Genomic DNA, 21,965 nt, shown 5'->3' with positions numbered 1-21,965 from the left:
ACTCCTTGGTCGGGGGCGGATGGGCACGAAACCTTGGCGAGGGAGGTTGGTTCCCCTGCACGCAAAAATTACCCGGACATCCGGCCTGCTGCTGCCGCCGATTCCAAGAGGTGGAGCGGGATGCGATCGGAAAACCGCACGCACTTTCCTCATCCCGCTCCGGCAAGGTCGTAGCGAACAGGTATTGCGTCGGCCCGCCATACGCTGCGGCGCGGACGGAAACGCCAGTAGCGCTCGGCGCCGTCGAGAGGCACGCCGTCCGGAGCTTCGGACAGGAGCTCGGCCTCGCCGGTCATCTGCAGGAGGCCGCCCGTGGAGAAGTCCGGGAAAGTGAGCCCGGCGCGCGGATTGAGCGCGATGTTGCCGAGCGTGTTGAAGAAGCGGTTGCCGACGAAATCCGGGATCACCAGCCAGCCGTCTTCGCCGACATGCACGAATCCGGCGTGGCCGCCGCGATGGGAGACGTCGATCTGCCGGCCGCCGGCGAGATCGGCATAGGTTGCGACGAAGAACGTGTCCGCCTGCGCCACCAGAGCACGCGCGGCGGCGTTGAGCCCGAAGCTGGAAACGGGCGGTACCGAAGGCGGCACGGAAGGGTCGCGCACGAAACGGACCTGGCGGAGCTGGATGTATTTCGGACAGTTACCGAAGCTCTGGTCGACGCCGAGATCGAAACCGCGGGCATGCCGCTTAAGCGTGCCGTTCAGCCGGTTGCGCCGGCGGGTGCCGAGATCGATTCCGAGCAGGGCGAGGGGAGCGCCGTCCTCCATGCCCGCCTCGGCGGGGTCCGTCGACTCCCGCGGGAGCTCGACGGTAAGCCTTTTTTCGTCCGGCGCGTGGAGGAAGCCGGGTTCGCCCGCCCTGAGCGTCGCCCAGGCGTCGCCGTCGCGATCGACCGAGCCCAGCACGACCATCGGCAGAAGGGGATAGAATTCCCGGTGCTGGTCGATCAGGTGGTCGCGCATGACGCGGCGTCCGATCTCGTCCATGCGCGTATCCACACCCAGCCTCTTCTGCAGGGCGATTTCACCCTCATGCCAGGGCGAATGTGCGAGGATGGGAGCCTCCATGACGATTGTTTCCTTGGTTGCGTGAATGTTGGGTATCTCTGGGCTTGTTCGCGGCGATAACATCCGCCCCCGGCCCAAACTCCCTCATTCCTGTGTCTGTCACAGGAACCCAGCAGGCCAAGTCACCGGTCTGAAGGACTCCTCGCACCGCAGACGCGGCGCTGCTCTCATCCCTGCGACAAGCACAGGGAAGAGGGTGGTTGCAGTCCTTCGATACGCTTAAAAGCACGTGCCGTGCGAGATGGCTTCCCGCAAGCGGACGTCGTCATAACGCTCGCTAAGCCGCCAACCCCACCGGCGTCTTTGCGAACTCGACGAAGCCCGGCAATGCCTCGATGCGGGCGAGCCAGCCGCGGATCTCCGGATAGGGCTGGAGATCGACGTCGCCTTCGGGGGCGCGCGCCACGTAGCTGTAGAGCGCGACATCGGCGATCGTCGGCCGGTCGGCGGCAATCCAGCCTCTGCCTTTGAGCTCCTGCTCGATCAGCGCCAGGATCGCATGCGAACGAGGGATCACCTCTTCCGGTCGGTAGGGCGCCTTGAACACGTTGATGAGCCGCGCCTGGGCCGGACCATGGGCGATCTGGCCGGCAGCCACCGAAAGCCAGCGCTGAACGGCAGCCGCCCCCGCGGCGTCTTCCGGCAGCCAGTCCGTGCGGCCGGTCTTCTTTGCCAGATAGACGAGAATTGCGCTTGAGTCCGAGATGATCGTGCCGCCGTCGTCGAGCACCGGGACCTGACCGAAGGAATTGAGCTTCAGGAAATCCGCTTGCTTGTGCTCTCTCCTGGCGAAATCGACGACCACCAGCTCATGCTCGATACCGAGCAGCGAGAGGAACAAGCGGGCGCGGTGCGCGTGGCCGGAGAGGGGATGGTGATAGAGTTTCATGTCGGCCTCGTTGAATGATGGAACGACACCAAGATGATTGTTATCCGCGGAGTTGATAAGCTCCGATAGAGGCACTAGACCGTTTCACTTGATGAAATAATCGAGGAGCATTCGATGGATCGCTGGCAGGCGATGCGGATCTTCGTGGAGGTGGTGGAAAGCGGCGGCTTCGCGGCGGCCGCCAAGGTGCTGCATATGAGCCCGCCATCGGTCACCCGGGCGGTGGCGAAGCTGGAGGACCTGATCGGGACACGGCTTCTGGTGCGTACCACGCGCTCGCTGAAACTGACTGCGGCGGGCGAAGGTTACGTGGCCGATTGCCGGCGTATCCTCGGGGAGATCGCAGAGGCGGAAGCCAATGCGGCGGGCAGCTTCACCGCACCTGCGGGGTTGCTCACGGTAACGGCGCCCGCGCTCTTCGGGCGCATCCACGTGCTCCCCGTCATCCTCGACTTCCTCGATCACTATCCGGCAATGCAGGTCAAGACCGTCTTCGTCGACCGCGTGACCAATCTGGTCGACGAGGGCCTGGATGTGGCGATCCGCATTGCCTCGCTCCCGCCCTCCGGGCTCGTTGCGCGCCGGATCGGCTCGGTTCGGCAAGTGCTTTGCGGCTCGCCGGATTATTTCACCCGCTTCGGCGAGCCGGGCAGCCCGCAGGAGCTTGCCCGTCATCGCATCATCGGGCGAGAGGGCCTCTTCGGCCACTCGGAATGGCTCTTCGGACGCGACAACAGCATCCGCGTTCCGATCAGCCCTCGTCTCATCTGCAACACCAATGACGCTGTCCTCTCCGCCGCTTTGGCGGGCTGGGGATTGTCGCGGTTTCAGTCCTACCAGGTGGCACCCGACGTGAGAGCCGGCAGGCTCAAGGTCGTCCTTGCCGACCACGAGCGCGAGCCGGTGCCGATCCACATCGTGCATGCGGAAGGCCGCATGGTCTCTGCAAGGGTGCGCGCCTTCGTGGACTTCGCCGCCGGGCGTTTTCGTCGCCACGCGGGTCTTGGCACCGAGCTTTGAATACCTCTACCGGTCGTCGCCGCGCACCCGCAGCAGCACGCGTTCGAGCGCATCCGTCAGCGCCCGGTGGCCGCCGCCGCGGTCGAAGTCCGTCAAAACCTGCTCGTTCAATCCGCCGGCGGTCGAAAATTCGCGGGCGAGTTCTTCGAGCGGCGTCCCCTCGTCCCTGGCCGCCCTCTGGGAGAGACTGGCGAAGAGCGGCGCGATATAGGCGCGTGCCTTGTCGCGGTCGAGACCCTTTTCGGCGAACCAGCCGGTCGTCCGGTCGAGAATGCCGAGATAGGTCGCCATCAGAGCGCTTCCGACGGCAAGCAGGTCATATTCCTCCTTGGTCTCGCATTCGACCGCCGTTCCGAGTGCCGCAAAGATCACGGCAACGGCGCGGTTCGGTGGATAGATCGCCGTCACGCCCTCGCGCTCGGCGACGAAGGGCAGGGGGATTGCCTGGGTGAGCTCCACCTCCTCGCTGATCCAGCCGAGAAGCGTGGAACGATCGGTAGCGGCAATGACGCTGACGACCTTCTGACCCTTGCGGAATTTGAGCTTGGGGATCACGTCCTCGGCGATTTGAGGACGGACGGCGAGGAACAGCACGTCGGCCGCGTCCACCGTTTCCTGATTGTCCTTGGCGATCCGCACGAGCGGGAAGCGGCCGGCAAGCCGGGCAGCAATTTCCCGGTTGCGCGGGGAGACGAGGATCCCGGCGGCGTCGAGCCCGGAACCGACGATGCCCGTCACCATCGCTTCGGTGATGGCGCCGGTGCCGATGAAGCCAATACGCATCGCTGTTCACTCCCTTGATTCGTACCGGCGACATTAGAACAATTCCGGGAAATTGCGTCACTAACGCAGCCGTTTTCCCTCTCCGTCGAACACCAGAACCGAAACCGGATCGAAGCGGGCCGTCAGGCGGTCACCGGCCTTGAGCCCGCGGCCGTTCTTCGTTTCGACCACGATGAGCTCGCCGCTGCCGTGGCGGGCATAGGCGAAGGTCTCTCCGCCGAGATGTTCCAGCATGTCGATCGTGAGGGCTAGCCCTGCAGGACCGTCTTCATTGAAATGCTCGGGCCGGATGCCGATCGTCACCGCAGTTCCCGCCGCCGCCTGCAGGGTGACGGGGATCTTCGCGTCTCCATGATCCGGCAGGCGCGCATAGGCTCGGTCCTGGTCGATTTCGATCACGCCCTTCAGGAAATTCATCTTCGGCGACCCGATGAAGCCGGCGACGAAGAGGTTGGCCGGGTCGTCATAGAGATCGAGGGGCGAGCCCACCTGTTCGACCACGCCGGCGCGCATGACGACGATCTTGTCGGCGAGCGTCATGGCCTCGACCTGATCATGCGTCACGTAGACGATGGTGGTGGCGAGCTGCTTGTGCAGCCGTGCGATCTCGATGCGCATATGCACGCGCAGCTCCGCATCGAGGTTGGAAAGCGGCTCGTCGAACAGGAAGATCTTCGGATGGCGGACGATCGCCCGGCCGATCGCCACGCGCTGGCGCTGGCCGCCCGAAAGCTGCTTCGGTTTGCGGTCGAGCAGCGCCCCGAGTTCCAGGATATGGGCGGCCTCGTTCACCCTCTTCTCGATCTCGGCCCTGGGGACACCGGCGAAGCGGAGCGCAAAACCCATATTCTCGCGCACCGTCATATGCGGATAAAGCGCATAGGACTGGAACACCATGGCGATCCCGCGCTTGGACGGATCGACATCGTTCATTCGGCTATCGTCGATCGTCAGGTCGCCGGAGGTGATCTCCTCAAGCCCGGCGATCATCCGGAGCAGCGTGGACTTGCCGCAGCCGGAAGGTCCGACGAAAACGACGAACTCGCCGGATTTTATGTCGAGATCGACACCCTTGATGACCTCGAGGCCACCATAGGATTTACGGACATCGCTGAGTTGGAGTTGGCTCATGCGCTCGCCGCTCCTTCCGCCAGGGCGACGAGCTCGAGCTTCGCCGCGCCGAGCCGCGTCGAAGCGACCGAGACGACGACGGCGCCGGCGGGGCCCGTGGACTCCAGCCAGAAACCGGCGGAACCGCCCTGAAGGACGAGGCGGGCCGGTCCGACCAGCCGCGCCGGACCATGAACCTCGACGTCGACTGCATCGTTCAGGAAGGGCAGGACGTTGCCGGCCTGGTCGAGCGCGCGCAGGATGACGCGAACGCTGTCGCGGCCCTCCGCACGCAGCGTCTTGCTATCCGCCTCGACGTGAAGCGTCGTAGGCACGGGATCGGCGGCCATGCGGAGATCGGCGACCGGCTTGCCGGCGACGAAGCCGGTAAATTCCGCGCTTTCCCACTTCATGCCCCAGACTCCGAGCTCGTCCTTGGTGAAGTGGCGGTGGTCGATGACGACCGGCGGATGCGGCAGGTGCGGGAAATTCTCGCGATCCGGGCCGACGCGCTTGGAAAGCGAGCCGTATTTCAATTCGACCTCGTCGCAATTCGTCAGCACGATCAAGGGCAGCACGCCGCCGATATTGCGCTCGCCGCGCGCCCAGAAGGTCACCGGCTTCATCACGACTTCCTCGGAGGGATCGCACTGGCTGGCATAGACATAAGCCGCGAATTTCGGTTCGCGGAACATGTCCATGACGCCGTGATAGCAGATCCGGTCCCCGGAGCCGAAATCCTTGTGGGTGTTGTAGTCGAACATGCACCAGCCGATCGCACCGGAAATGCCGGGATCGCCATAAGCCGCATTCAGCACTTCCAGATGCCGGCGAACATGTTCGGCCTGGCGCTGCTCCTGGTCATAGATCTTCGTCGGATACATGTGCCCGCCGAATTCGGTGATGAGATAGGGCACCTTGCGGGCAAGCCCGGTGCATTCCTGCTGCGGGCGAAGCGCCGTGCGCGGCCGGTTCGAGCCGGGCAGCTCCTCGTTGCCGAGGATGAAGTCGTTCATCGTGTAGACGTCTTCCAGAAATTCGCTGTCGGTAATGTATCGCACGCCGCCCGTCTGCCGTGTCGGGTCGAGCTCGCGGGCGAGGCGATTGGTCTCGGCATAGAAGTCGTGCGAATCCTGCGACTCGTTGATGCGCACACCCCAGATGACGATCGACGGGTGGTTCCAGTCGCGCTCGATCATGCGGCGGACATTGCGGATCGCCTCCTGTTTCCATTCCTCCCCGCCGATGTGCTGCCAGCCGGGAATCTCCTCGAAGACGAGGAGCCCGATGCGGTCGCAATGGTCGAGGAACCATTTCGACTGCGGGTAATGCGAGGTGCGCACGAGATTGCAGTGAAGCCTGTGCTTCATGATCTCGGCGTCGCGCTCCTGGGCGGTGCGCCCCATGGCGTAGCCGACATAGGGGAAGGCTTGATGACGGTTCAGCCCGCGGATCTTCAGCGGGCGGCCGTTGAGCCGGAAGCCTGCGGTCGTGAACTCCGCGGTGCGGAAACCGAAATACGAGGCCAGGCGGTCGGAGCCCTGGCGGGTCCGGAGCTCGGCTTCGATCTCGTACAGCACCGGATCGTCGATGTCCCAGAGCGATAGGCCTTTCAGGCCTTCCATCTCAAGAGTGAGGCTCTCGCCGGCCGTTTCGCCGGCGACCTCGGCCAGCACTTCGCCCGCCGCATTCTTGAGGAGCGCCGAGACCGTACCCGAGAAGGGCAACCCTTGCGGATTGGAAAGGTCGCACCGGACGGAAACGGCCTTGTCGTCGGAGAGCACGTCGCGGGTTTCGATCTTGATATTGGCGATCGAAACCGGATCGGTGACCTTCAGCCAGACGTCGCGATAGATACCGGCATAGGTCAGATAGTCGATCCGGCCGCCGAATGGCGGGATCTCCGGATTCTCGCTGCCGTCGATCTTCACCGTGATGAGATTGTCGCCTTCCAGGAGCCTGTCCGTCAGGCGTGCCTCGAAAGGCGTGTAGCCGTCCTTATGCGCCAAGATCTCTTCGCCGTTGAGATACACGACCGCATCGGCCATTGCCGCGTCGAAGACGAGCGAGACCTCCCGGCCGGAGAAGTCCGGGCGCCAGGCAAGCACCTTCTGGTAGGTGAAGGCGCGCTGGTAGCATGTCTCGTCGAAATAGTTGAACGGCAGTTCGACGGCGTTGTGCGGCAGGCTGATCGACTGACCCGCCCGGAGCGTTCCGGCGTCGGCGGCGTCGAAGCCTTCGGAGAAGATCCACGAATTATTGAAGGAAGTAACAGAGCGCATCATCGTTCCTATTTGACTGAGCCCAGCATGCCCTGGACGAACTGGCGTTGCATGAAGAAGAAAACGGCTAGCGTCGGCAGTGTCGCGAGAATCGTCCCGACCATGACCACGCCGTAATCGGGGTAGTAGGCGGAGGCGAGCGACGAGATGACCAGCGTGATCGTCTTGGTCTCGTTGGTCTGGAGCACGATCAGCGGCCAGAGATAGTTGTTCCACGCGGTCATGAAGACGATGACGAAGGCGGCCGCATAGGTCGAACGCATGACCGGTACGTAGATGAAGAGGAAGATCTGCCACTCCTTGAGCCCGTCGACCTTGGCTGCGTCGCGGAGCTCGGAGGGGAAGGCCTTGGTGCTCTGCCGGAAGTAGAAGATGACGAAGGCCGAGCCGATCGTCGGCAGGACGACGGCGAGATGCGTGTTGATGAGACCCGCCTTCCCCATGATGACGAAGAGCGGGATCATCAGCGCGGCGAAGGGGATCATAAGGGTGAGCAGCATCGCCCGGTAGACGCGCTCGCGTCTTCGCGAGCGGAACATCTCGAAGCCGTAACCGGCGAGCGAGGAGACCGCGAGCGTGAGCACGGTCGCAAGGATCGCGATCTTCGCCGAGTTCCAGAAGACGAGCGGCACGTTTACCAGCGTGAAGAAGTTGCCGACATTGGTGGCAAAGGCTGCGCCCGGCAGGAATTTGCCCTTGATGATGTCTATCGATGAATTGGTTGCGCCGAGCACCATCCAAATGAACGGAAAGACGGAGAGGAAGGCCATCAGGCCGAGGAAGCCATAGGTGGCCGCCATTGCCGCGAAACGTCCAAATCCGTTCATCGGTCACGCTCCCTTGCTGCGAAGAACTGCACGAAGGCGAGGAGCGCGACGAGGACGACGATGACGTAGGAGACCGTCGCCGCATAACCGAGATTCGGCATGAAGCGGAAGGTCAGGTTGTAGATGTAGAGCGACAAGGTGAGCGTGGCATTGGACGGGCCGCCCTTGCCCTCGGTCAGGTTGTAGACCTCGTCGAAAAGCTGCAGCGTGCCGATCGTCGAAATGACTGTCGTGAAGAGGATGACCGGCTTCAGCAGAGGGATGGTGAGGTGGGTGAAGCGCGCCCAGGCCGGAACGCCGTCGATGCGCGCCACCTCGTAGATCGACTTGTCGATGTTCTGAAGTGCCGCAAGATAGAAGATCATGTTGTAGCCGGTCCAGCGCCAGGTGATGGCAAGAATGACGAGAACCTTCGCCCAGAAGGGATGCGTCAGCCACGGAATGGGCGAGGCGGCGAGACCGATCGCCTGGAGTGTCGAATTGACGATCCCGTCGGTTGCGAACATGCCCTTGAAGAGCACCGAATAGGCGACCAGCGAACTGACGCAGGGCAGGAAGATCGCCGTGCGGAAAACCCCTCGGCCGACGAGCCGCGGGTTGTTGAGGAGCGACGCCAGGATCAGCGCGAGCAGGATCATGATCGGCACCTGCACGACGAAATAGGTCATCGTGTTGGTGAGGGCCTTGATGAAGACCGGATCGTTCCAGAGCCGAACGATGTTCGCGAAGCCCGCGAACTTCATGGTCATGCCGCGGCCGGACTGGAACGACATCCAGAGGGACCACGCGATGGGATAGACCATGAACAGGGCGATCAGCCCGAGGGCCGGCGCGACGAACAGCCAGCCATTGACGTCGTAATATCGGCCGATACCGCGGCGCGCTCGAACCATGTTCCCCTCCTGGAAGGCCGGACAGCCGGAAAGTTGGCCGCGGCAAGAGCCGCGGCCGGAAACAGCGGGCGCATGCCCGCCGCCATTCACCGCATCACTGGATCTGTGCGCTGACCTCGGCCTCGATCGCCTGCAGCACTTCGTCGACCGGTGTGCCCTGCGTCACGGCCGGGAGTTGCGCAGTGACGGCAAGGTCGGCCTCGTTGGTGAAGACGCCGTAATTGACCGAGGGGACCTTCGCCAGCCAGTCGGAGAAGTTCTGCCAGACCTTCTCGCCGCCGAAGAAGGGGTCTGCCGCCTCATAGGCCGCGCCGCCGCGGGCGGCGAGCAGCGAGCCGACCGCACCGCGGTCCTGGAGGATCTTCTGATAGAAATCAATGTCCTTGGCGTAGATCTCGTTCAGGAAGTCGATGGCCTCCGCCTTCTCCTCGGAGCTTTCGAGCACGTACCAGCTGGAGCCGCCGAGATTGGAGGCATGCGTCGCGCCTTCGATCGAGAGCGCCGGAATGGGGGCGACGCCCCAGTTGCCGGACTGGTCCGGCTGCGCCTTGACGGTGCCGGTGATCCAGACGCCCGTGACGACGGTCGCGACGTCGCCGGAGGTGAAGGTGCCCACCCAGTCGGACCAGCCGTTGGCAGGCTTGTAGATATTCGCCTGCATGATCTTGCCGATGGTTTCGAGGGCCGCCTTCAGCGCCGCATTGCCGGTGATGTTCGGTTTGCCTTCCTTGTCGAAATACCATTGCCCGGCCGACTGCATGATGATGCGCACGAGACCGGCGTCGTTCGGGTCGAGGCCCATCATCTTCTTGCCGGTCTTCTCTTCGACCTGCTTTCCGATCTCGATGAAGCGGTCCCAGGTGAGATCCTGCATGTCCTGCGGCTTGAAGCCGGCGGCTTCCAGATAATCCTTGCGGTAATAAAGACCCGTGACGCCGGAATCGAAGGGCATTCCGTAGACTTGCCCGTCGAGCGTCATGAGCTCGACCTTGTAGGGGGCGAAACCGGAATAATCGACGGTGCCGGACAAGGGCGCGAAGGCGCCCGGGAAGGATTGAAGGTATTTCTGAGCGCCGTAATCCTCGATGAGCACGATGTCGGGGAGCGCGTCGGCAGTGCCGGACGAAAGCCCGGTCTGCAGCTTCTGCTCGACGTCGAGCTTGGCGAAATCGACGATGTTGAAGGTGATGTCCGGATGCGTTTTCGTATAGCGGGCGCCCGCCTCCTTCATGATCGCGACATTGAAATTCGGGTCCCAGCACCAGATGGTGATTTCCTTGGCCTGCGCCGCGGTAACCCCCAGGAAGCTTGCGCCCGCGAGAGCCAGACCGGCGATACGCGGCAGATAGGCACGCGCCTGAATGTCCATTGTTTCCTCCCGAAATCGTGTTCCCCGAGACAGTCCTATCTGTCCCGGCGGGGAGTATTTCTCAAAACTCGAGTGGGCGCAATTATTTTCAGTAAATTTTTACTTGGCACTTGCGACGCGTGCTTTGAAGGCACGTTAGCCGTCACGACCGTGCGCCAGTCGGCGCCTGATGGCATGATTGCCGCTATGGCCAGAGTGAACGCGGGCGATTGGCTACACGCGCTTTGCGGATATCGCCACGACGGGGTCGAGTCGATATCGCCCGGGATTTTTAGAACCGGCCCGCCATGTCATCTTCCTTGTTCGCTGTGTCGGCCGGTGCCGGCGTGCTGCCGCGCCAGACGATTTCCGTGCCGAAAACCACCTTCTTGGCGACCTCTCGGCCCGAAAGGCGCTCCAGCAGCAGGTCGACGGCGGTCTCTCCGATGAGCTCCGCCGGAATCTTCACCGTGGAAAGCGGCGGCCCGAGAAACTGCGCGACCGGAATGTCGTTGAAGCTCGCGACCGCGATATCCTCGGGAATCCTGAGCCCCATCTCGTGGATGGCCCTGTAGGCGCCCAGCGCCATATTGTCGTTGCAGGTGATGAGGATCTTCGGTGGATTGGGCTTCGATAGCATCGCCCTGGCAAGCTTGTAGCCGCTGTCGGGCGTCATCGGCTCCACCATGCACAATTCCGGATCATAAAGGCCGGCCTTGGTCATCCAGTCGATATAGGTGCGGCAACGGCGCTCCGAATGGATGTTGTCGGGCCCGTAGAAAGCGTCGATCCAGCCGATGAAGCCGATGCGCCGGTAGCCCATGGCATGCACCGCCTCCAGGAGCCGGGTCATCGCCAGCGAGACGTCGCTGAGCACGGTGTCCTCCATGTCTCCGGCCGGTGCGTAATCGGCAAAGACGAGGTGGCGGCTGTGGCGGCGCAGCCATTCGAGCTCGTCGCCGTAATAATGGCCGACGGCCACCACGCCGGAGGCGCCCTCCAGGATCGTCGCTTCCGGAGGATTGCCGGTGAGGAAGACCTTGACGACTTCGCTCTTCAGCGCCTGGCAGCGGCTTTCGATGCCGAGGCGGACACCGACATAGTAGGGATCGGCGAGTTCCTGGGCGGGGTCGAGAAAATGCACGAGCGCGATCTTCAGCCCGACGCCGACGCCATGCGCTGCGGCGCGGCTGCGATTGCGCGGCGTCGCATAGTTGAGCGCCTCCGCCGTTTCGATGATCGCCTGGCGTTTCCTGTTCGAGATCGACAGCGTCGGGTCATAGTTGAGGACGCGTGAGACGGTTGCCGACGATACGCCGACGGCCGACGCGATTTCCTTGATTGTGACCATTCGGTTCCGCCTGTCCTTCTGCCGTGCCGCGCTGGAGTATCCTGTTTAGTAAATTTTTATCGCAGCTTTTTCAATCGCAAGCCGCAGCCAACGTGGTCACGGATTCGTTGGTCCTCGCATTGCGGCCCGTGGCAGATACGCTCGCATACATGCCTGTGGTGCGGAACTCGGTCGGGCTCGCGCCGAAGACGCGGCGGAATACCTTGGCGAAGTAGTTGGGGTCCTCGAAGCCGGACAGGATGGCGACTTCCTTGACCGGCAGGTCCGCGGTCTTGGTCAGCAGCTTTACCGCCCTTTGCAGGCGCTTCTGCAGCACGAATTCCGCCGGCGGCATGCCTTCGCTGGCGGCGAAGACTCGGGAGAAATGGGCGCGGCTCAGCCCCGAAATGCGCGCGAGCTCCTCGACCGGAAGGGGCTTGTCGAGATTGCCCAGCACATGATCGATCACGTGCTGCATCTTCCGGTATTCGTCACTGAGAACCGGATGCGATCCGAACACGTCGTCATAAAGCGCCATCGCCGCCTCATAGGCGATCGCCGAGGCGCTGCCCGGGGTGTCGCCACCGGCCATGAGGCGCAGGCTGCAGTCGGCAAGATGTTCGACGGTATCCGGCTGCAACCTTATGATGGGACCGGTGACGGCGAGAATGGCGCGGTGGATCCTCAGCGCCTCCTCGCCGTTCATGGAGATCCAGAAGAACTCCCAGCGCCCGCCTTCCTCAAGCCAGTAGCGATGATTGTGGGGCACGAGCAGGAGCAGCGTCTCGCCCGGACGCACGCGGTGACTGCGGTTTTCATATCGCAGGTTGCCGGCCCCGCCGATCGTGTACTGCAGCACGGTGAACGGGGTTTGGCCGCGCTTGCGACCGTCCCAATCGTAGCTTGCATCGGTCCTGATCTCGTAGCCGGTGCTCGTCGGCATGGTGTGCAGGTTCTGGCGTCCCCGCGGCAGCGAGACCGTCCGCATCGCGGGTCCCCGGGCGATCAGTTGCTGCAGCATAGAATTACCCATGAAAGCACAATACCTCTCTAGTCGTGCATCCGATTATACACATAATGCCCCCAGATCGCGCAAGACATGCGGTTGCCACGGCGTTTGACGAGGGTTTGCCGAGGAGGGCACCGCTTCGCCGATCCCGGCCAGTTCAATGAATTGATTTTACCCTTTTAGCGCGAAGGTCGCAGTCTGAGGAGGAATAGCACGGCCATGGCCAGCTTTAAGATCGCCATCATCGGCGCCGGCAGCATCGGCTTCACCAAGAAGCTCTTCACCGACATCGTTTCCGTGCCGGAGCTCCGGGACGTCGAGTTCGCGTTGACGGATCTGAGCGAGCACAACCTCGCCATGATCAAGTCCATCCTCGACCGGATCGTCGAGGCGAACAAACTGCCCACGCGGGTAACCGCGACGATCGACCGCCGCAAGGCGCTGGAGGGCGCGCGCTACATCATCAGCTGCGTGCGCGTCGGCGGCCTCGAGGCCTATGCCGACGATATCCGCATACCGCTGAAATACGGCGTCGACCAATGCGTCGGCGACACGATCTGCGCCGGCGGCATTCTCTACGGTCAGCGCAACATTCCGGTGATCCTCGATTTCTGCAAGGACATCCGCGAAGTGGCCGAGCCCGGCGCCAAGTTCCTCAACTATGCGAACCCGATGGCGATGAACACCTGGGCGGCGATCGAATACGGCAAGGTCGACACGGTCGGTCTCTGCCACGGCGTCCAGCACGGGGCCGAGCAGATCGCCGAGATTCTCGGCGCCGGGGAAGGCGAGCTCGACTACATCTGCTCCGGCATCAACCACCAGACATGGTTCGTCGATATCCGCCTCAACGGCCGCAAGGTCGGCAAGGACGAACTCGTCGCCGCCTTCGAGGCGCATCCCGTCTTTTCAAAGCAGGAGAAGCTTCGGATCGACGTGTTGAAGCGCTTCGGCGTCTATTCGACCGAAAGCAACGGACACCTGTCCGAATACCTGCCCTGGTATCGCAAGCGTCCGGACGAGATCTCCAGATGGATCGACATGTCGGACTGGATTCATGGAGAGACCGGCGGGTATCTCCGCTATTCGACCGAGACCCGCAACTGGTTCGAGACCGAATATCCGCGCTTCCTCGAAGAGGCGGGCCGGCCGCTGGAAACGATCAGGCGCTCAAACGAACATGCGAGCCGCATCCTCGAAGCGCTGGAGACGGGTCGGGTCTATCGCGGCCACTTCAACGTCAAGAACAACGGCGTGATCACCAACCTTCCGGCGGATGCGATCATCGAATCGCCCGGCTTCGTCGATCGTTTCGGCATCAACATGGTGGCAGGCATCACATTGCCTGAGGCCTGTGCGGCCACCTGCATCTCGTCGGTCAACGTCCAGCGCATGTCCGTTCATGCGGCGATCACCGGCGACATCGATCTTCTGAAGCTCGCCGTGCTGCACGACCCGCTGGTCGGCGCCATCTGCACGCCGGAGGAAGTCTGGCAGATGGTCGACGAAATGGTCGTCGCGCAGGCCAAATGGCTGCCGCAATATGCCCATGCGATCGACGCTGCCAAGGAAAGGCTCGCCCGCGCTACGGTCGCCACCCGGGAGTGGGAGGGCGCTGCTCGGCGCGAAGTGCGCTCGATCGAGGAGATCCGCGCGGAGAAGGAAGCGGCGAAGCTGCGCGTGGCTGGGTAGAAGAGTGGCTACCTCTGCCCGGAATTGCCCCTCACCCTAACCCTCTCCCCGCAGGCGGGGAGAGGGGACTTCGGCGAGCGCTGCTAGTCCCCTTCTCCCCACTCGCGGGGAGAAGGTGGCCGGCGGGCCGGATGAGGGGCAATCCCCGGTCGGGGCGGATGGCAGGGCAAAGCGCCCGCAATTGAGGTAATGCGCGAGGTCACCTGCGTGAGGAGACGCGAGTGCCACGAAGGAAGAGGAGCGCCGGCCGCCCCGGCCCGGCGAAGACAGGAGGGAGAACCTGGGACATGAAAACGCATCGACTGAATATGACCGCGAGCCTGCTGATCGGCATATCCGCCTTTGCCGTGCAGGCCTTCGCATCCGAGCCGACCGTGGTGCCGGAGCAGCCGCCCTTTCCGGCGCAGGGCAAGGTCACCTATGTGTCGCGCGACTCCATTCTCGAGTTCAAGGCGCTGCCCGAATACAGGGAGCCCGAATGGGTCACCGAGAAATTCGTCAAGGCCGGCAAGCTGCCGCCGGTGGCCGAGCGGCTTCCGACGGAACCGATGGTTTACAAGACCGGCAACATGCCCGACGGCATGGGCGTCTATGGCGACGTCATGCGCCACGTCATCGGCGGCCGGCCGGAAGGCTGGAATTACAGCGCAGGCCAGACTCAAGGGTGGGGCGGTATCGACATCGGCATGTTCGAGTGCCTGACGCGCACCGCGCCGCTCTTCCAGGTCGAGGCGGACGATATGGAGCCGCTGCCGAATCTCGCGAAAAGCTGGGATTGGTCGGAGGACGGACGCAAGCTGACCATGCATCTGATCGAAGGCGCGAAATGGTCGGACGGCGATCCCTTCGATGCCGATGACGTCATGTTCTACTGGGAGGACAATGTCCTCGACTCGAGCGTTTCACCCTTGAACGGGGCGACGCCCGAAACCTTCGGCGAGGGCACGACGCTCAAGAAGATCGACCAGTATACGGTCGAATGGTCCTTTAAGGAGGCCTTCCCGCGCCAGCATCTTTTCGCGATGGCCTACGGTACCTTCTGCCCCGGCCCGTCGCATATCCTCAAGACCAAGCATCCGAAATATGCCGGCACGACCTACAACGAATACAAGAACGGCTTCCCCGCCGAATATATGAACCTTCCGGTGATGGGTGCATGGGTGCCGGTCGCCTATCGTCCTGACGACATCATCGTGCTGCGCCGCAATCCCTATTACTGGAAGGTCGACGAGGCCGGCAATCAGCTCCCCTATCTGAACGAAGTCCATTACAAGCTGTCGACCTGGGCCGACCGCGACGTGCAGGCGATCGCGGGTTCGGGCGACATTTCGAACCTCGAACAGCCGGAAAACTTCGTGGAATCGCTGAAGCGCGCCGCCAATGAGAGCGCGCCGGCGCGGCTTGCCTTCGGTCCGCGCGTCATCGGCTATAACATGCACATGAACTTCTCCGGCAATGGCTGGGGAGACCCGGACGAACGCGCTAAGGCGGTGCGAGAGCTCAACCGCAACCTGGACTTCCGCAAGGCCGTCACCATGGCGGTCGACCGCAAGAAGCTTGGCGAAGCCCTGGTGAAGGGCCCCTTCACGGCGATCTATCCGGGCGGGCTTTCCTCCGGCACGAGCTTCTACGACCGGAACTCCACCATCTACTACCCCCACGATCTCGAAGGCGCCAAGGCGCTTCTCGAAAAGGTGGGGCTCAAGGACACGGACGGCAACGGCTTCGTCAATTTCCCGGCCGACAACCTTGGCGGCCGCGACGTCGAAATCGTTCTGCTCGTCAATTCCGACTACAGCACCGACCGTAATCTTGCCGAAGGGATGGTCGGGCAGATGGAGAAGCTCGGGCTCCGGGTCGTCCTCAATGCACTCGACGGCAAGCAGCGGGACGCCGCCAATTATGCCGGCCGCTTCGATTGGATGATTCATCGCAACACGGCCGAATTTGCTTCCGTGGTGCAGAACACGCCTCAGCTCGCCCCGACCGGCCCGCGCACGAGCTGGCATCACCGCGCTCCGGAAGGCGGCGAAGTCGATGTCATGCCCCACGAGCAGGAGCTCGTCGACATCGTCAACAAGTTCATCGCCAGCAACGACAATGACGAGCGAACCGAGCTGATGAAGCAATACCAGAAGGTAGCCACCACCAATGTCGATACCGTCGGCCTGACGGAGTATCCGGGCGCGCTGATCATCAACAAGCGCTTCTCGAACATTCCTCCGGGCGCGCCGATCTTCATGTTCAACTGGGCGGAAGACACGATCATCCGCGAACGGGTCTTCGTTGCCGCCGACAAGCAGGGCGACTACGAACTCTATCCCGAGCAGCTTCCCGGCAAGCCGGGCGAAAGCGGCCCGATCAACTGAAGCTGAACCGCCTCCGCCGGCTCCGAGGAAAGGAGCCGGCGGAGGTGCAAGCCCTTCACACCGCCGCGAGCCGATGCAGGCATGGCTCTCGCGGAACTCGAGACAGAAGGAAACGGCATGTTCAGATTTCTGCTTGTCCGAATCGCCTCTGCCATTCCGGTGCTGCTCGTCCTGAGCGTGGTGACCTTCGGCATCATCCAGGCACCGCCGGGAGATTACAGCGACTACATCCGCTCGCAGCTCATCAATCAGGGCGGCGCTTCTTTCGAGGAGGCGGATGCCCAGGCGCAGGCCTACCGCAAGGAGCACGGCCTCGATAAGCCGCTGCCGATCCAGTACGTCGACTGGATAACGGGCATCGTGACGCGAGGCGATTTCGGCCACAGCCTCTACTACAACAAGCCCGTCGCTGACGTGGTCGGCGAGCGCCTGCCGCGAACGCTGGCGCTGGCGCTCGTCTGCCACATCCTGGCGTCGGTGATCGGCATCGCCTTCGGCATCATCGCGGCGACGCGGCAATATTCCTGGATAGACAGCCTGCTTTCGACCGTATCGTTCCTCGGCATGACGGTGCCGCGCTTCCTCATGGCGCTGATCATCGTCTATATCCTCGTCTTTCATTTCAATGTGAGCGAGATCAACAGCTTCCATTCCGCCCGCTACGGCGGGGCGCCCTGGTCCTTGGACAAGTTCGTCGACCTGGTCAAACATGTCTGGCCGGTCGTGGCGATCGCCACCTTCGGCGGGCTCGCCTACAATATGCGGGTGATGCGGGGCAATCTCCTCGATACGCTGAACGCGCAATATGTCGAAACGGCACGCGCCAAGGGCCTGAGCGAGGGTGCGGTCGTCATGCGCCATGCGGTGCCGAACGCTTTGCACCCGCTGATCATGTACCAGGGCGTCGTGCTTCCCTACATGCTGACCGGCGAGATCGAGACGGCGATCATCTTCGCGCTGCCGACCGTCGGGCCGGCGATCGTCGGTTCCATGTGGGTGGGCGACGTCTATGTGACGGCGACATTCATGCTGGTCCTCTCCGCAACGCTGATCGTCGGCAACATCATCGCCGACATGATGCTCGCCGCGCTCGATCCGCGCGTGCGCATGGGAGGGGGGGTATACGCATGACCGTCGAAGCCGAAGGAACTCTTCCGGTGGCGATCGAGCCCGGGGAAAAACACCACCACGAGAGCTACTCCGCCCTCGTCTGGCGGCGGCTGAAGCGTTCGTGGACCGGCCTGCTCGGCCTTGTCCTCGTCTGCCTCCTGATCCTGATGGCGGTCTTCGCCGAGTTCCTGTCGCCCGTCGATCCGAAGGCGACGGATGTGGCCTTCGCGCAGCCGCAGACGATCAGCTTCCGGGACAAGGAGGGCAATTTCGTCTTTCCGCCGAGGAGCTATCCGGTGCGGGAGACGGAGGAGCTCGATCCGGTCACCTTCCAGCCGATCATCGGACCGGATTACGACAACCCGCAGGTCCTCGGCTTCTTCGTCAAGGGCGCACCCTACAGGCTCTTCGGGCTGATCCCGGCCGAGCGGCATCTGTTCGGCGCCGTCGACGGTACGCCGGTGCATCTGCTCGGCACCGACAAGTTCGGCCGCGACGTGCTGTCCCGCATCCTCTACGGCTCGCGCATCTCGCTGATGATTGCCCTCACCGTCGTCTTCATCGTCACCGTGGTCGGGACGACCGTCGGCATGGTGTCCGGCTATTTCGGCGGGCGCTTCGATGCCTGGGTGCAGCGTTTCGTCGAGCTGGTGCTCGCCTTCCCGCAATTGCCGCTCTATCTGGCGCTCGCTTCGCTGATCCCGGTCACCGCGCCGACCAATGTCTTTCTCGCCTTCGTCATCATCGTGATGTCCGCGCTCGGCTGGGCGCAGATGTCGCGCGAGGTGCGCGGCAAGACCCTGGCGCTTGCCCGGATCGAATATGTGCGGGCGGCGATCGCCATCGGCGCCACGGACCGGCGCATCATATTCCAGCACATCTTCCCGAACGTGATGAGCCACGTCATCGTCGCGGTGACGCTCGCCATCCCGCATGTGGTGCTGCTCGAATCGTTCCTCGGTTTCCTCGGCTTTGCGGTCAAGCCGCCGCTGATCTCCTGGGGGCTGATGCTGCAGGACACGGCGAATTATTCCGCGATCGGTTCCTATCCCTGGATCCTCTCGCCCGTCGCCTTCGTGCTCGTCACCGTTTTCGCCTTCAATGCGCTGGGCGACGGCCTGCGCGACGCAATCGACCCCTATTGAGGAGCATGCCGATGGTAACGATCGAAAGTGTTGTCCCGGCACCCGAGGAACGGCGCGACCGCGATACGAAAGATGCGAGGCCGGTGATCGATGCCCGAAAGGTGGCTGTATCCTTCAAGGTCGAGAACGGCACGGTCGAGGCGGTGAAGGACGTCTCCTTTCAGCTTTACCGCGGCGAGACGGTGGCGATCGTCGGCGAATCCGGCTCCGGCAAGTCGGTGACGGCGCGCACCGTCATGGGGCTCTTGTCGAAGCGCGCTACGATCGCGCCGCAGGCGCGCATCGAATATGACGGCAGGGACGTGTTGAAATTCTCGAAGAGAGAGCGCCGGGCGCTGCGCGGCGATCGTATCTCGATGATCTTCCAGGAGCCGATGAGCTCGCTGAACCCGGTCTACACGATCGGCAGCCAGATCATCGAAGCGATCCGGGCGCATCGCCGCGTCAGCCGGCGCGCCGCCGCCGAGCGGGCGCTGGAGCTCTTGCGTCATGTCCAGATCCCCGACCCGGAAGCACGGCTCAACCAGTATCCGCATCAGCTTTCCGGCGGTCAGCGCCAGCGCGTGATGATCGCCATGGCGCTTGCCAACGATCCGGACGTGCTGATTGCCGACGAGCCGACCACGGCGCTCGACGTGACGGTGCAGGCGCAAATTCTCAACCTCATCCGCAAGCTGCAGCAGGAGCTCGGCATGGCGGTGATCCTGATCACCCATGACCTGACGGTGGTCCGCCAATTCTCCGATTACGTCTATGTCATGCAGCTCGGCGAGGTGAAGGAACACAATACGACGGAGGCGCTGTTTGCCGATCCGCAGCACGCCTATACGCGGCGGCTGCTTTCCTCCGAACCCTCCGGTTCTGCCAATCCGTTGCCGGACGACGCGCCGATCCTGCTCGACGGCCGCAATGTCCGTGTGTCCTTCACTTTGAAGAAGGGTGGGTTCTTCAGGCCGGATTTCAAAGAGCTCGTCGCGGTCGACGGGCTCAGCCTCAATCTTCGCCGGCACGAAACGCTCGGCCTGGTGGGCGAGTCCGGTTCCGGCAAGACCACTTTCGGTCAGGCGCTGATCCGGCTTCTCAACACCGATGGCGGCGAGATCTATTTCGAAGGCGAGCCGATCCACGACAAGGACCGCAAGGGCATGCGGCCGCTTCGCTCGAAGATCCAGATCGTCTTTCAGGATCCCTTCTCCTCGCTCAACCCGCGAATGTCGGTCGGCCAGATCATAGAGGAGGGCCTGATCGTCAACGGCATCGGCGAAGACCGCAAGGACAGGCTGAAGCGCGTCGAGGACGCGCTCGTCAGCGCCGGCATGCCCTCGAACATCCTTTCGCGCTTCCCGCACGAATTCTCCGGCGGCCAGCGCCAGCGCATCGCGATCGCCCGCGCCGTCGCGCTGGAACCGGAATTCATCCTGCTGGACGAGCCGACTTCGGCGCTCGACCTCTCGGTGCAGGCGCAGATCATCGAACTCCTGCGCCGGCTGCAGGACGAGCGCGGCCTGAGCTATCTCTTCATCTCCCACGACCTGAAGGTCGTGCGCGCTCTCTGCCACCGCGTGGTCGTCATGCAGGAAGGCAAGATCGTCGAAGAGGGGCCGGTGAGCGAAATCCTCAACAATCCCAAGACTGCCTACACGAAGCGGCTGGTTAAGGCCGCCTTCGAAGTGGCCGCGTGAAATCAAACAGAGGCTATCCCATGACGAGACGACCCAGGATTACTTTCATCGGCGCCGGTTCCACCGTTTTCATGAAGAACATCATCGGCGACATTTTGCAGCGGCCGGCGCTTTCGGCCGCGACCATCGCCTTGATGGACGTCAACCCCGAGCGGCTCGCCGAAAGCGAGATCGTCGCCGGCAAACTCGCGCGCACTCTTGGCGCCGATGCCAGGATCGAAACCCATTCGAACCAGCGCAAGGCTCTGGAAGGAGCGGACTTCGTCGTCGTCGCCTTCCAGATCGGCGGCTACGAACCCTGCACCGTCACCGATTTCGAAGTGCCCAAGAAATACGGGCTGCGTCAGACGATCGCCGACACGCTGGGCGTCGGCGGCATCATGCGCGGGCTCCGCACCGTGCCGCATCTGTGGAAGATCTGCGAGGACATGCTCGAGGTCTGCCCCGAGGCGATCCTTCTGCAATATGTGAATCCGATGGCGATAAACACCTGGGCGATCGCCGAGAAATATCCGGCGATCAAACAGGTGGGCCTCTGCCATTCGGTGCAGGGCACGGCCTTCGAGCTTGCCCGGGACCTCGACATTCCAGTCGAAGAAATCCGCTACCGCGCCGCCGGCATCAATCACATGGCGTTTTATCTCAAGTTCGAGCACCGTCAGAAGGACGGCAGCTATCGCGATCTCTATCCGGACCTGATCCGCGGCTACCGCGAGGGCCGCTTCCCGAAGCCCAGCCACTGGAATCCGCGGTGCCCGAACAAGGTGCGCTACGAAATGCTGACGCGGCTCGGCTACTTCGTCACCGAGAGTTCGGAGCATTTCGCCGAGTACACGCCCTACTTCATCAAGGACGGTCGCCCCGATCTGATCGAGAAATTCGGCATTCCGCTCGATGAATATCCAAAGCGCTGCGTCGAGCAGATCGAGCGCTGGAAGGGACAGGCGGCCGCCTTCAAGGAAGCCGAGACGATCGAAGTCGCGGAGAGCCGTGAATATGCCTCCTCGATCATGAATTCGGTCTGGACCGGCGAACCTTCGGTCATCTACGGCAACCTCAGGAACAATGGCTGCATCACCTCGCTGCCGGAAAACTGTGCGGCGGAAGTGCCCTGCCTCGTCGATTCCTCCGGTATCCAGCCGACCTATATCGGCGCCTTGCCGCCGCAGCTCACGGCCCTGATCCGCACCAACATCAACGTCCAGGAGTTGACTGTCCAGGCGCTCGTCACCGAGAACCGCGAGCACCTCTATCACGCCGCGATGATGGATCCGCATACCGCCGCCGAGCTCGATCTCGACCAGATCTGGTCGCTCGTGGACGATCTGCTGGCGGCGCACCGCGACTGGATTCCCGAATGGGCGCGTGTGACGAAGAAGGTAGCGGCCGCCTGATTTCTTCTCCCG

17 protein-coding genes are annotated in these 21,965 nt (G+C 62.9%); 7 read left to right on the top strand and 10 right to left on the bottom strand.

What is annotated here, in order from left to right; translation table 11 throughout:
* Positions 1 to 149: 149 nt before the first annotated feature.
* Together AC5J09_RS10885 and AC5J09_RS10880 are read right to left on the bottom strand one after the other, a co-directional pair.
* Entirely contained in the window at positions 150 to 1,070 is a 921-nt protein-coding gene (locus AC5J09_RS10885) for a pyridoxamine 5'-phosphate oxidase family protein (protein WP_324764441.1), read from the bottom strand.
* A 277-nt stretch (positions 1,071 to 1,347) separates the two neighbouring features.
* A complete protein-coding gene (locus AC5J09_RS10880; RefSeq protein ID WP_100671600.1) occupies positions 1,348 to 1,959 on the bottom strand; it encodes a glutathione S-transferase family protein in 612 nt (203 codons plus the stop codon).
* A 114-nt stretch (positions 1,960 to 2,073) separates the two neighbouring features.
* Here AC5J09_RS10880 and AC5J09_RS10875 point away from each other — a divergent pair, with 114 nt between their 5' ends.
* The gene (locus tag AC5J09_RS10875; protein WP_100671060.1) at positions 2,074 to 2,979 is read left to right on the top strand and encodes a LysR family transcriptional regulator; all 906 of its coding nucleotides are present in this window, start codon (positions 2,074 to 2,076) and stop codon (positions 2,977 to 2,979) included.
* A gap of 6 nt (positions 2,980 to 2,985) precedes the next feature.
* Here AC5J09_RS10875 and AC5J09_RS10870 read toward each other — a convergent pair whose 3' ends face one another.
* From AC5J09_RS10870 to AC5J09_RS10835, 8 genes are all read right to left on the bottom strand, one after another.
* The gene (locus AC5J09_RS10870) at positions 2,986 to 3,762 is read right to left on the bottom strand and encodes a pyrroline-5-carboxylate reductase (RefSeq protein ID WP_100671062.1); all 777 of its coding nucleotides are present in this window, start codon (positions 3,760 to 3,762) and stop codon (positions 2,986 to 2,988) included.
* Positions 3,763 to 3,822: 60 nt separating this feature from the next.
* A complete protein-coding gene (locus AC5J09_RS10865; protein ID WP_324764442.1) occupies positions 3,823 to 4,893 on the bottom strand; it encodes an ABC transporter ATP-binding protein in 1,071 nt (356 codons plus the stop codon).
* On the bottom strand, positions 4,890 to 7,154 hold the full coding sequence (locus tag AC5J09_RS10860) for a glycoside hydrolase family 2 protein (protein ID WP_324764443.1): 2,265 nt from the start codon (positions 7,152 to 7,154) through the stop codon (positions 4,890 to 4,892). The genes AC5J09_RS10865 and AC5J09_RS10860 overlap by 4 nt, the downstream gene beginning before the upstream one ends.
* 8 nt (positions 7,155 to 7,162) lie before the next feature.
* Positions 7,163 to 7,981 carry a carbohydrate ABC transporter permease gene (locus AC5J09_RS10855; protein WP_494297605.1) on the bottom strand — a complete coding sequence of 273 codons (819 nt, stop codon included), beginning with the start codon at positions 7,979 to 7,981 and terminating at the stop codon, positions 7,163 to 7,165.
* Positions 7,978 to 8,874 carry a carbohydrate ABC transporter permease gene (locus tag AC5J09_RS10850; protein WP_100671066.1) on the bottom strand — a complete coding sequence of 299 codons (897 nt, stop codon included), beginning with the start codon at positions 8,872 to 8,874 and terminating at the stop codon, positions 7,978 to 7,980. The genes AC5J09_RS10855 and AC5J09_RS10850 overlap by 4 nt, the downstream gene beginning before the upstream one ends.
* Before the next feature lie 94 nt (positions 8,875 to 8,968).
* Complete coding sequence (locus tag AC5J09_RS10845; protein WP_324764444.1) at positions 8,969 to 10,243, bottom strand: ABC transporter substrate-binding protein; 1,275 nt, start codon at positions 10,241 to 10,243, stop codon at positions 8,969 to 8,971.
* A gap of 271 nt (positions 10,244 to 10,514) precedes the next feature.
* Positions 10,515 to 11,573 (bottom strand): LacI family DNA-binding transcriptional regulator, encoded by a 1,059-nt coding sequence (locus AC5J09_RS10840; RefSeq protein WP_324764445.1) that lies wholly within the window; start codon positions 11,571 to 11,573, stop codon positions 10,515 to 10,517.
* 70 nt (positions 11,574 to 11,643) lie between these two features.
* Entirely contained in the window at positions 11,644 to 12,585 is a 942-nt protein-coding gene (locus AC5J09_RS10835; protein ID WP_275599535.1) for an AraC family transcriptional regulator, read from the bottom strand.
* 195 nt (positions 12,586 to 12,780) lie between these two features.
* Between AC5J09_RS10835 and AC5J09_RS10830 the strand changes: the two genes are divergently transcribed.
* From AC5J09_RS10830 to AC5J09_RS10805, 6 genes are all read left to right on the top strand, one after another.
* The gene (locus AC5J09_RS10830) at positions 12,781 to 14,253 is read left to right on the top strand and encodes an alpha-glucosidase/alpha-galactosidase (RefSeq protein WP_324764446.1); all 1,473 of its coding nucleotides are present in this window, start codon (positions 12,781 to 12,783) and stop codon (positions 14,251 to 14,253) included.
* A 287-nt stretch (positions 14,254 to 14,540) separates the two neighbouring features.
* Positions 14,541 to 16,622, top strand: a complete 2,082-nt coding sequence (locus AC5J09_RS10825) for an ABC transporter substrate-binding protein (RefSeq protein WP_324764447.1) — start codon at positions 14,541 to 14,543, stop codon at positions 16,620 to 16,622.
* Between the two features lie 117 nt (positions 16,623 to 16,739).
* Entirely contained in the window at positions 16,740 to 17,753 is a 1,014-nt protein-coding gene (locus AC5J09_RS10820; protein WP_324764448.1) for an ABC transporter permease, read from the top strand.
* Positions 17,750 to 18,877 carry an ABC transporter permease gene (locus AC5J09_RS10815; RefSeq protein ID WP_324764449.1) on the top strand — a complete coding sequence of 376 codons (1,128 nt, stop codon included), beginning with the start codon at positions 17,750 to 17,752 and terminating at the stop codon, positions 18,875 to 18,877. Before AC5J09_RS10820 ends, AC5J09_RS10815 begins: the two co-directional genes overlap by 4 nt.
* Before the next feature lie 11 nt (positions 18,878 to 18,888).
* Positions 18,889 to 20,559, top strand: a complete 1,671-nt coding sequence (locus AC5J09_RS10810; RefSeq protein ID WP_100671079.1) for an ABC transporter ATP-binding protein — start codon at positions 18,889 to 18,891, stop codon at positions 20,557 to 20,559.
* 20 nt (positions 20,560 to 20,579) lie between these two features.
* Positions 20,580 to 21,953 carry an alpha-glucosidase/alpha-galactosidase gene (locus AC5J09_RS10805; protein ID WP_018096068.1) on the top strand — a complete coding sequence of 458 codons (1,374 nt, stop codon included), beginning with the start codon at positions 20,580 to 20,582 and terminating at the stop codon, positions 21,951 to 21,953.
* Positions 21,954 to 21,965 lie beyond the last annotated feature (12 nt).

Source organism: Sinorhizobium sp. (assembly GCF_059070375.1).
This window is presented reverse-complemented; position numbering and strand designations above follow the sequence as displayed.

Excerpts from the sequence above, each read along its gene's own strand:
- AC5J09_RS10885 (WP_324764441.1), bottom strand. The coding sequence starts at position 1,070 with ATGGAGGCTCCCATCCTCGCACATTCGCCCTGGCATGAGGGTGAAATC.
- AC5J09_RS10880 (WP_100671600.1), bottom strand. The coding sequence starts at position 1,959 with ATGAAACTCTATCACCATCCCCTCTCCGGCCACGCGCACCGCGCCCGC.
- AC5J09_RS10875 (WP_100671060.1), top strand. The coding sequence starts at position 2,074 with ATGGATCGCTGGCAGGCGATGCGGATCTTCGTGGAGGTGGTGGAAAGC.
- AC5J09_RS10870 (WP_100671062.1), bottom strand. The coding sequence starts at position 3,762 with ATGCGTATTGGCTTCATCGGCACCGGCGCCATCACCGAAGCGATGGTG.
- AC5J09_RS10865 (WP_324764442.1), bottom strand. The coding sequence starts at position 4,893 with ATGAGCCAACTCCAACTCAGCGATGTCCGTAAATCCTATGGTGGCCTC.
- AC5J09_RS10860 (WP_324764443.1), bottom strand. The coding sequence starts at position 7,154 with ATGCGCTCTGTTACTTCCTTCAATAATTCGTGGATCTTCTCCGAAGGC.
- AC5J09_RS10855 (WP_494297605.1), bottom strand. The coding sequence starts at position 7,981 with ATGAACGGATTTGGACGTTTCGCGGCAATGGCGGCCACCTATGGCTTC.
- AC5J09_RS10850 (WP_100671066.1), bottom strand. The coding sequence starts at position 8,874 with ATGGTTCGAGCGCGCCGCGGTATCGGCCGATATTACGACGTCAATGGC.
- AC5J09_RS10845 (WP_324764444.1), bottom strand. The coding sequence starts at position 10,243 with ATGGACATTCAGGCGCGTGCCTATCTGCCGCGTATCGCCGGTCTGGCT.
- AC5J09_RS10840 (WP_324764445.1), bottom strand. The coding sequence starts at position 11,573 with ATGGTCACAATCAAGGAAATCGCGTCGGCCGTCGGCGTATCGTCGGCA.
- AC5J09_RS10835 (WP_275599535.1), bottom strand. The coding sequence starts at position 12,585 with ATGGGTAATTCTATGCTGCAGCAACTGATCGCCCGGGGACCCGCGATG.
- AC5J09_RS10830 (WP_324764446.1), top strand. The coding sequence starts at position 12,781 with ATGGCCAGCTTTAAGATCGCCATCATCGGCGCCGGCAGCATCGGCTTC.
- AC5J09_RS10825 (WP_324764447.1), top strand. The coding sequence starts at position 14,541 with ATGAAAACGCATCGACTGAATATGACCGCGAGCCTGCTGATCGGCATA.
- AC5J09_RS10820 (WP_324764448.1), top strand. The coding sequence starts at position 16,740 with ATGTTCAGATTTCTGCTTGTCCGAATCGCCTCTGCCATTCCGGTGCTG.
- AC5J09_RS10815 (WP_324764449.1), top strand. The coding sequence starts at position 17,750 with ATGACCGTCGAAGCCGAAGGAACTCTTCCGGTGGCGATCGAGCCCGGG.
- AC5J09_RS10810 (WP_100671079.1), top strand. The coding sequence starts at position 18,889 with ATGGTAACGATCGAAAGTGTTGTCCCGGCACCCGAGGAACGGCGCGAC.
- AC5J09_RS10805 (WP_018096068.1), top strand. The coding sequence starts at position 20,580 with ATGACGAGACGACCCAGGATTACTTTCATCGGCGCCGGTTCCACCGTT.